Source organism: Mycobacterium sp., from assembly GCF_036273375.1.
Lineage (GTDB): Bacteria > Actinomycetota > Actinomycetes > Mycobacteriales > Mycobacteriaceae > Mycobacterium.
This window is the reverse complement of the sequence record NZ_DASUHS010000201.1, coordinates 1-7,547: the sequence shown is the minus strand read 5'-3', so window position 1 is coordinate 7,547 and position 7,547 is coordinate 1. Positions and strand designations below refer to the sequence as shown.

Here is a 7,547-nt window from a genome sequence, read left to right as displayed (position 1 = left end):
GCGCGGCGCAGCAGGTGGGTCAGCACCTCGCCCTGCTCGTCGCGTTCCGCTGATGGTTGGTCGTAGCCGGATTCGAATTCCAGCTTGCCGCGCAGCACCGCCGGAACTGCTTCGAGGTCGACCGGGCGGGCGACTGCGTGGTCCTCGCCGGTCAGCGCGGCGCGGCGCAGCGCAGCTGCGGCGACGGTCTCCGCTCCGGCCACGGCGAACCGCGCCGACACTCCGGAGCGCTGGTCGATCGCCGCACTGCCGCGCAGGTGGCGGGCGAACCGGGCGAGTACCTCGATCAGCGGTTCGCCGACCTCCGCGCCGATAGTGGTCAGGTCGGCTTCCTGAGCGACCAGCGCGACCTCGGCGACCATCTCTCTCGGGTAGTGGGTGCGGATCTCGGCACCGAAGCGGTCCTTCAGCGGGGTGATGATCCGGCCGCGGTTGGTGTAGTCCTCGGGGTTGGCGCTGGCGACTAGGAGCACATCCAGCGGCAGCCGCAGGGTGTAGCCGCGGACCTGGATGTCGCGTTCCTCCATCACGTTGAGCAGCGAGACCTGGATCCGCTCGGCCAGGTCGGGTAGTTCGTTGATGGCGACGATGCCGCGGTGAGAACGGGGCACCAACCCGAAGTGGATTGTCTCCGGGTCGCCCAGGCTGCGGCCTTCGGCGACCTTCACCGGGTCGACGTCGCCGATGAGGTCCCCGACGCTGGTGTCGGGGGTGGCGAGCTTTTCGGCGTAGCGCAGTGAGCGGTGCCGCCAGACCACCGGCAGGTCATCGCCGAGTTCCGCGGCGCGACGGATCGAGCTCGGGGTGATCGGCTGGTAGGGGTGTTCGGCCAGCTCGGCCCCGGCGATGACCGGGGTCCACTCATCGAGCAGCCCGACCAGCGTGCGTAACAGTCGGGTCTTGCCCTGGCCGCGCTCCCCCAGCAGCACCACGTCGTGCCCGGCCAGCAGCGCCCGCTCTAGCTGCGGCAACACGGTGTCTGCGAAGCCGATGATGCCCGGCCAGGGGTTGCGGCCGCTGCGCAACGCAGCGAGGAGGTTCGCCCGCACCTCACCTTTGACGTCCCGCCGCACGTGCTCGGACCTGCGCAGCGCGCCTAGCGTGCGCGGCAGCGCGGCCGGAGGTTCCAGGAATCCACGCGGAGAGATAACGGCCACGGCTCCACGCTACGCACGCGTATCCCCTGCCAGCATCCCGGTTGGGCTGTGAGGATCTCCAGGTGCTGCCCCATGCCGAGGTTTGTCTCGATTAGTTCCCCCTTGGGCAGTACGACTATCGGCGTCAACTTCTAGGCAATTAGGGACAAAGAACGGTCGGTCCGTTTGATCAGGCTGCCGTGGCCGCCCGTGCCACCGCACAGGCCCGAACCTCCGACGTGGCCGCCGTCCCCCACCGTTACCTCCAGTATCGGTGGGGCCGCAGGGTAGACCTCCGACGCCGTCGACGACGCCAGCATTGCCATCCGCTCGGCGAGGTTGGGAAGCTCGTTGATAGCGACGACGCCGCGGTGCCCCCGAGGCACCAGACCGAAGTGGATCGTGTCCGGATCGCCCAGGCTGCGGTCTTCGGTGACCTTCACCGGGTCGACATCGCAGATCAGGTCACCGACGCTGGTATCCGGGGTGGCGAGCTTTTCGGTGTAGCGCAGCGAGCGGTGCCGCCAGTCCACTGGCAGGTCGTCGCCGAGTTCGGCGGTACGGCGAATCGAGCCTGGGGTAATCAGCTGAAGGTCGCAAATACATCCACTAGCGACAGGGGACGGTTGGGCCGTTGATCAGGCCGCCCTGGCCACCCGTGCCACCGCATAGGCCCGGACCTCCGACGAGGCCACCAGCACCCCCATTGCCGCCGGTGCCGCCGGGTGCGCCAGGTAGGCCGCCGACTCCGCCAGCGAGGCCGCCGGCACCGCCATTACCGCCATTACCACCAGGCCCGTTGGGGCCCCCGCCGGATCCACCCGTGCCACCCATCCCGCCGATGACCCTGCCGTAGCCGCCGGTTCCGCCGGTCCCCCCTTGGCCACCGTTGCCGCTGGTACCGCCAAGCCCTCCAGGAGCCCCACCGTTCCCACCTTGGCCACCGACGCCGCCGAAGCCACCTATGATCGAGCCCGTACCTCCGGTTCCCCCCATCCCGCCGCGGCCGCCGTCGCCGCCGTTACCATGCGGAGCTCCCCCCCGGCCGCCGGCACCGCCGGCACCGCCGGCACCGCCTGTTCCGCCGAACAGCGAGACGATGCTGATGTTGTCGCCACCGGCCCCACCGGCCCCGCCTTGTCCGCCGTGACCGTTGGGGACGCCGCCGTGGCCGCCGGTGCCGCCGTGGCCCCCAGTACCAGGGGTACAGCCTGCGGAGGCACAGCGGCCGCCGCTACCGCCGGCGCCTCCAGGGCCTCCGTTACCGCCGGGAGCGGCGCTGGCAGGCAATGCCGAGAAGACGAGCAGACCACTGGTAAGACTGGCAAGCGCGGCACACGTGACAGCGCGTTTCATGACGCCCCTCTTTAAGAATCGTTTGATGTTGGTTGGTGTTGTCGATGAGTCCGGCGACTCCGTGCACGTCAAAAACCGTTGCCGCCGGCCCCTCCGGCCCCTCCGGCCCCTCCGGCGCCTCCGGGTTGACCGGGTTGGCCTGGTTGGCCCGGCTCGCCGGGTTGGCCTGGTTGGCCTGGTTGGCCCGGCTCGCCGGATTGACCTGGCGGCCCGGGTTGGCCTGGTACGCCTGATTGCCCGGATTCCCGCGACGGGGTCTGCTGCTTGCTTGGCGAGTAACTGGGTTGGTCTTGGCACGCAGCGGACACCGCGATAGCGGCCAGGACCGAAACGATCACCGCGGCGGCGCGGCCCGCCTGGAGCCTGCGAGCGAGCCTCTGCATGATCTCGTCTCGTGACGTTACGCATTTCTGAATGTCCACATTTTGAGCCGTGGGTGACATGTGCCCAGTCAATTCTTCAACGTAAAGCGGCTGCTGCAAGCCGTCCCACTCCCGTGTCGTCGCTGATACATCTTTCCTAGGTCGCACGGTGACGTACCATCCCCCCGCGGGTTCGGCGGCGTAGAGTCGCGATGCGGCTCCCGCGGCGCGAACCCAACCGTTTTTCTTCCATCGATGCACACTGGGTGATTCAACCGTTGCCGTTCGTGAGTCGACGGGTCCTTATGTAGCGCCGGGAGACGCGTTGAGGATGAGACCGCGTCCGCGGCCCATCCTCAACGCATTTACTCGCCCTCAGTCAGGGCCTCGGCTCGGGGTGAATTGTCGGGCGCCGTTACTTGAACTCGTCACCGATTATGGCACGACAGCGCCATAATCGACGGCGGGTTCGTAGACTGGTGCGTTAACTCGCTCAGAATCCGTTGGCACCCGCACCGCCGCCACCGCCGGCGCCGCCACCGCCGCCGTTGCCACCGTTGCCACCGAAGGGACCGCCGTTGCCGCCCGCACCGCCGGCCGCGCCCGCACCGCCGTTGCCGCCGCCACCGCCGAAGAAGCCAACGCCACCGGGGCCGCCCTGGCCGCCGCCGCCGCCATGCCCACCTTGGCCACCGTTGCCGAAGAACAAGCTGCTACCGCCGGGACCGCCGACACCGCCCGGACCGCCCGGACCGCCTTTACCGCCCTGGCAGAAAAAGGTCGAGCATGTGCCGCCCGCTCCGCCGGCGCCACCGCCATTGCCGTTTCCACCGGGGCCCCCGCTGGCGAACGCCGTGCCTCCAGCGGCCAATACCAAACTGGTCGCCAGGACGGCGGACGAAGCGAAAACGCCGAGGCGCCGCGTGGTCTTGTGATCCATGAAAACCTCCGTAGTCGTGACCTGACTTGCTGATCCATTGGCCGGCTCAGGTCACACCAAACACGATGCACCCATATTGACTTGCCATCGCTCGCAGCGGTGATTGAGCCGTCACAACAACAATCGCGATATGGACCTTGATGTAACAAAATATGAATGAGACCACCCGGACGGCCTAGTGGGTCGTAAATGTGTTACGGCCCACGTACTCTCGGTTGGACGAAATCGTCACTCTACATTACAGATCGAATGCAAGACGTCACGGCGCGATACTAGCCACAAGACAGCAAACAGGTTCAAAAGGACCGCAAGAGAACCGGTGCGCCTCACTCCCAAGTCTCATGCCCACGGTCCCGTTTTCCGCGCGGTGGCGGATGGATGCGTCCACACCCGGGCGTCGGTTCGACGGCTCTCAGCGCGACGGCGGATCGCAGCATCCTCAGCACGGGACCGGCTAGCAGGCGCCGGGAGTGGTCGGCTCTCCTCCACCGTGAGGTCCCACAGATTCGCACGATCCCGCCCGGAGACAGACGCGGCGGCGCGGGTGCGCTCGATCGGTTGACGCCGGTTCGCCGGAGAGCCAGAGGGTGTCAGTGCATGGGCGCCAGCACCCAAGCCCAACATCACCGGCTACCTGGACGGGCTCCTCAGGATCCACGTCAGTCGGGGTCGGCGTGGGAGCGGGAATAGGAGGCCTCATATCTCTGCACCTAAAACCGGCCGAGTGGCTGACCACGATGAGCGACCCGTTACTCGCCGACCCACCGACGACCGGCTCACTTCAGCAGCGCACACCCTGATCATCGAAAGCCCCTACCGACAGCGGGAACACCCCTCTATGCGGCACTGTTGACCCGACACCAGCACCCACAATGCCTCCTGACACCTCCAGGTCAACCGCTCGGGCAACCTCCCGGGCGAGATACGCGCTGGTGGCAGCTGGCATACTCCAGTCCGCCCCCTGGCAGAGGCTCAGGCGAGCACCTGGTCTGCGCCTGCGGTTGTTAACGGGTGAGGCCTGATCGAGACCGCAAACTCTGGACTTGTCCCATCCGGAACTACCGAAAAAGCTAGAAAGTGCCAGACCGCTGAAGCCAGCAGTCCGGTTGTGGTTATCCTTCGGCCCATCACGATCTCAGGGTGGGGCGTGGCCACCCGGTTGACTTGGCAACCGGCCCACTGCCCCGCCGGGTTTCTTAGGAGGAATTGGTGTCTGACACACGGAGCATCCCGTCACCCCGCCCGGTGGGTCGGGCGGCTGCGTTCAGCGCTGTTGTAGCGTCCGCCCTGGTGCTGGCCGGCTGCGGTGCCGGTAGCGGCTCGGGTAACGCTGAGCGGCTGTTGCTGTCTGGACCGAACATCAATGTCGCCGTCGCCATCCCTGAGGGTTGGCATCAGGTCATCGACAGCAGCAATCCGAGCACACCCGAAATGGTCTTCCCCACAAGCTGTATGGGAAGCCAGGAGGTGACCTGCGCCACCGGCCTCGCGCGGCTCGCGACGTTCACTGCACCCAGCGCCGAGGCGGCCGCACAAGCAGTACAGCAGGCGGTAAGCAGCGCCCAAGGCGTGAAACCGGGTAACACTATCAGCCAGGGTCCCGGCAAGGTCGGTCATCGGGACGGCTACCAGATCCGATTCAATTTCGCTAATCCGAGTGCTAAGCTTGTGTCAGAGGTTGCCGCGGTTCCCACTGGCGCAACGTCCCCCGACGCCCAAGGAAATCACGAATTCTCGGTCGTCTTGGTCTGGGTCTCTGACGCACCCGCCGCCCCCAAACAGGATGTCATCGACCAGATCGTCGGGTCAGCGCTGTTCGTGGGCGGTCAACCCTGACTGACCGGGCGGCCGTCCGTCAGACAATCGCGTCTGTTAACTTACCGTGGACGAATTATCGGTACAGCGGCGTGTGCTTTGCCGCGGTACCGATAATCATTCAGTTAGTGCAGAGCACCATCGGAACGATGAACAGCTTTACCTGTCCGTAGTCGAGCTAGACTCTGTAACAGGCGCCAGTCAGGTGACCGTTGCTGGTGGTGGCTGCGAATGCGACGCCGGTGGTGCCGCAGTCAGTGCTGCCGCCGGTGGCTGTCGCCGTCGCCGTCGCCGTCGCGCCGGTGCCGCTCGCTAGAGCCGTCGCCGTTTGGTGCGAACCGGTGGCTGTAGCGGTGGCCTTACCGCCGGCGAGAGCGGTGGTGTGGGCCTCGCCACCGTTGACAGCGGTGGACGTCGCGACACTACCCGCGCCGTCGGCGAAGCTGGTGGCCGTGCTGTAGTTACCGACGACAGTGTTGCTGGCCTTGCCGTCGTGGTTCGCCGTGGCTGAAGCCTTGTCGTGGCTACCAACGGCGGCGTTGCTGGCGACGCCGCCGTTGGTAGCCTTGGCGATGACTGTGTTGCGGTCACCCTTCACGGCGTTGACGGCGCCGCTGCCGTCGTCTGCCTTGGCAACGACTGTGTTGTGGTCACCTTCGATGCCGTTGACGGCGCCGCTGAGGTCGTCTGCCTTGGCGATGACTGTGTTGCGGTTACCTTTGACTCCGTTGACGGCGCCGCTGCCGTCGTCTGCCTTGGCGACGACAGTGTTGCGGTTACCTTCTACTCCGTTGACGGCGAGACTGCCGTGATTCGCCTTTGTGATGACCTTGTTGTCATTACCCTTAATGACTGTGAAGGCACCGCCGAAGAGGCCACCACTGTCATTGTTTGCGGTGGTGTTGCTGCTATTGCGCTTGCCGGTCACCGTAGCAGATGCGTTGCTTTCATCCCTCGCGGAGACCGTGACCGAGTTGTGTTCCCCGCTGACCTGTTTTGAAGCCGTGCTGCTGGAGTCGTGGCTGCATCCGCTACCGCAAGAAGGATCGGCGGAGGCGCTGGGTGCAAGCATGATCGGACCGAGGATGGCGAACGCGCCAACTGCAGCGGCGACCACCGCCTTGCGACCACGCCGCTGCGTCCGGCTCTGGTCCAGCGGGTAGGTGGAAAGGGTTACCACGGTTGCTGTCTCATCGCAGGCGTCGATAAGCTGTTTGCCGGACATGCGGATCTCCTTTTCGCGAACCGTGGGTATGGCTTTTTTCGGGCTGAGCCCTGTCGGGTCGAACTCGCCCTGGCAAATGTCAGTAGGTGGTTAACTCGTAGTTAACCGTCACAGTAAACATCGCGTGGCGAATCGCTTCATAACGAGGCGAGACGCAGATCACCTGAATGGACTAACTTTTCATTCGCTGCGTCACGATAGATTCACACTGCGTTCAACATCTTACCGCGACGGTCACTCAAAGAATCTAATTGATTACCTAAAGTAGCTAACTGCTAATGGACGCGCAAGTGCCGAAAACGACCACACAGCGTACGGTCCGGTAAACGCCAGGCCTTCCCTAACAGCGTTGCTCAGAGCGGCTGGCTCTCCCCTACCGCAAGATCCCATAGGTCCGCGCGATCTCGCCCCGCAGCGCACCAGGCGGCTCGAGCGCGGTCGATCGGTTCCAGCGCCGGTTCGCTGGACAACCAAAAGGTGCCCCAGTGCATCGGCACCATCACCCGAGCGCCGACGTCGCAGGCAGCCTGCACGGCCTCCTCCGGATCCATGTGCATCGTGCGCATGAACCAGCGCGGCGCATAGGCACCGATCGGCAGCATCGCAATGTCGATCCCGGGGTACCGCGCGCCGATCGAGGCGAAGAACGGGCCGTACGCGCTGTCTCCCGCGTGATAAACCAGCAGGCCACCGGCCACAGTGACGACAAAGCC

Annotated in this window: 6 protein-coding genes and 2 pseudogenes; 2 read left to right on the top strand and 6 right to left on the bottom strand. The window is 65.5% G+C overall.

The features are described 5' to 3' along the window. The 3 genes and pseudogenes from VFW69_RS18365 to VFW69_RS18355 form a co-directional block, all read right to left on the bottom strand. Positions 1 to 1,130 (bottom strand): sigma 54-interacting transcriptional regulator (locus VFW69_RS18365; protein WP_526503195.1); only part of this gene is annotated, 1,130 nt, incomplete at its 3' end. A gap of 329 nt (positions 1,131 to 1,459) precedes the next feature. Next, positions 1,460 to 1,720, bottom strand: a pseudogene (locus tag VFW69_RS18360) (magnesium chelatase); the annotation flags it as partial. A gap of 25 nt (positions 1,721 to 1,745) precedes the next feature. After that, positions 1,746 to 2,402: pseudogene (locus tag VFW69_RS18355) on the bottom strand (PGRS repeat-containing protein); the annotation flags it as partial. Positions 2,403 to 2,536: 134 nt separating this feature from the next. Here VFW69_RS18355 and VFW69_RS18350 point away from each other — a divergent pair. Next, a complete protein-coding gene (locus VFW69_RS18350; RefSeq protein ID WP_526503193.1) occupies positions 2,537 to 2,725 on the top strand; it encodes a hypothetical protein in 189 nt (62 codons plus the stop codon). A 622-nt stretch (positions 2,726 to 3,347) separates the two neighbouring features. Here VFW69_RS18350 and VFW69_RS18345 read toward each other — a convergent pair. Then, positions 3,348 to 3,794 (bottom strand): hypothetical protein, encoded by a 447-nt coding sequence (locus VFW69_RS18345; RefSeq protein WP_526503191.1) that lies wholly within the window; start codon positions 3,792 to 3,794, stop codon positions 3,348 to 3,350. Between the two features lie 1,290 nt (positions 3,795 to 5,084). Here VFW69_RS18345 and VFW69_RS18340 point away from each other — a divergent pair. Beyond that, on the top strand, positions 5,085 to 5,630 hold the full coding sequence (locus VFW69_RS18340; RefSeq protein ID WP_526503189.1) for a hypothetical protein: 546 nt from the start codon (positions 5,085 to 5,087) through the stop codon (positions 5,628 to 5,630). A gap of 157 nt (positions 5,631 to 5,787) precedes the next feature. Here the strand turns inward: VFW69_RS18340 and VFW69_RS18335 are convergent, their stop codons facing one another. Both VFW69_RS18335 and VFW69_RS18330 read right to left on the bottom strand, forming a co-directional pair. Next, positions 5,788 to 6,834 (bottom strand): hypothetical protein, encoded by a 1,047-nt coding sequence (locus VFW69_RS18335; protein ID WP_526503187.1) that lies wholly within the window; start codon positions 6,832 to 6,834, stop codon positions 5,788 to 5,790. A 353-nt stretch (positions 6,835 to 7,187) separates the two neighbouring features. Next, positions 7,188 to 7,547: MBL fold metallo-hydrolase (locus tag VFW69_RS18330; RefSeq protein WP_526503185.1), on the bottom strand; the 360-nt coding region annotated here is incomplete at its 5' end.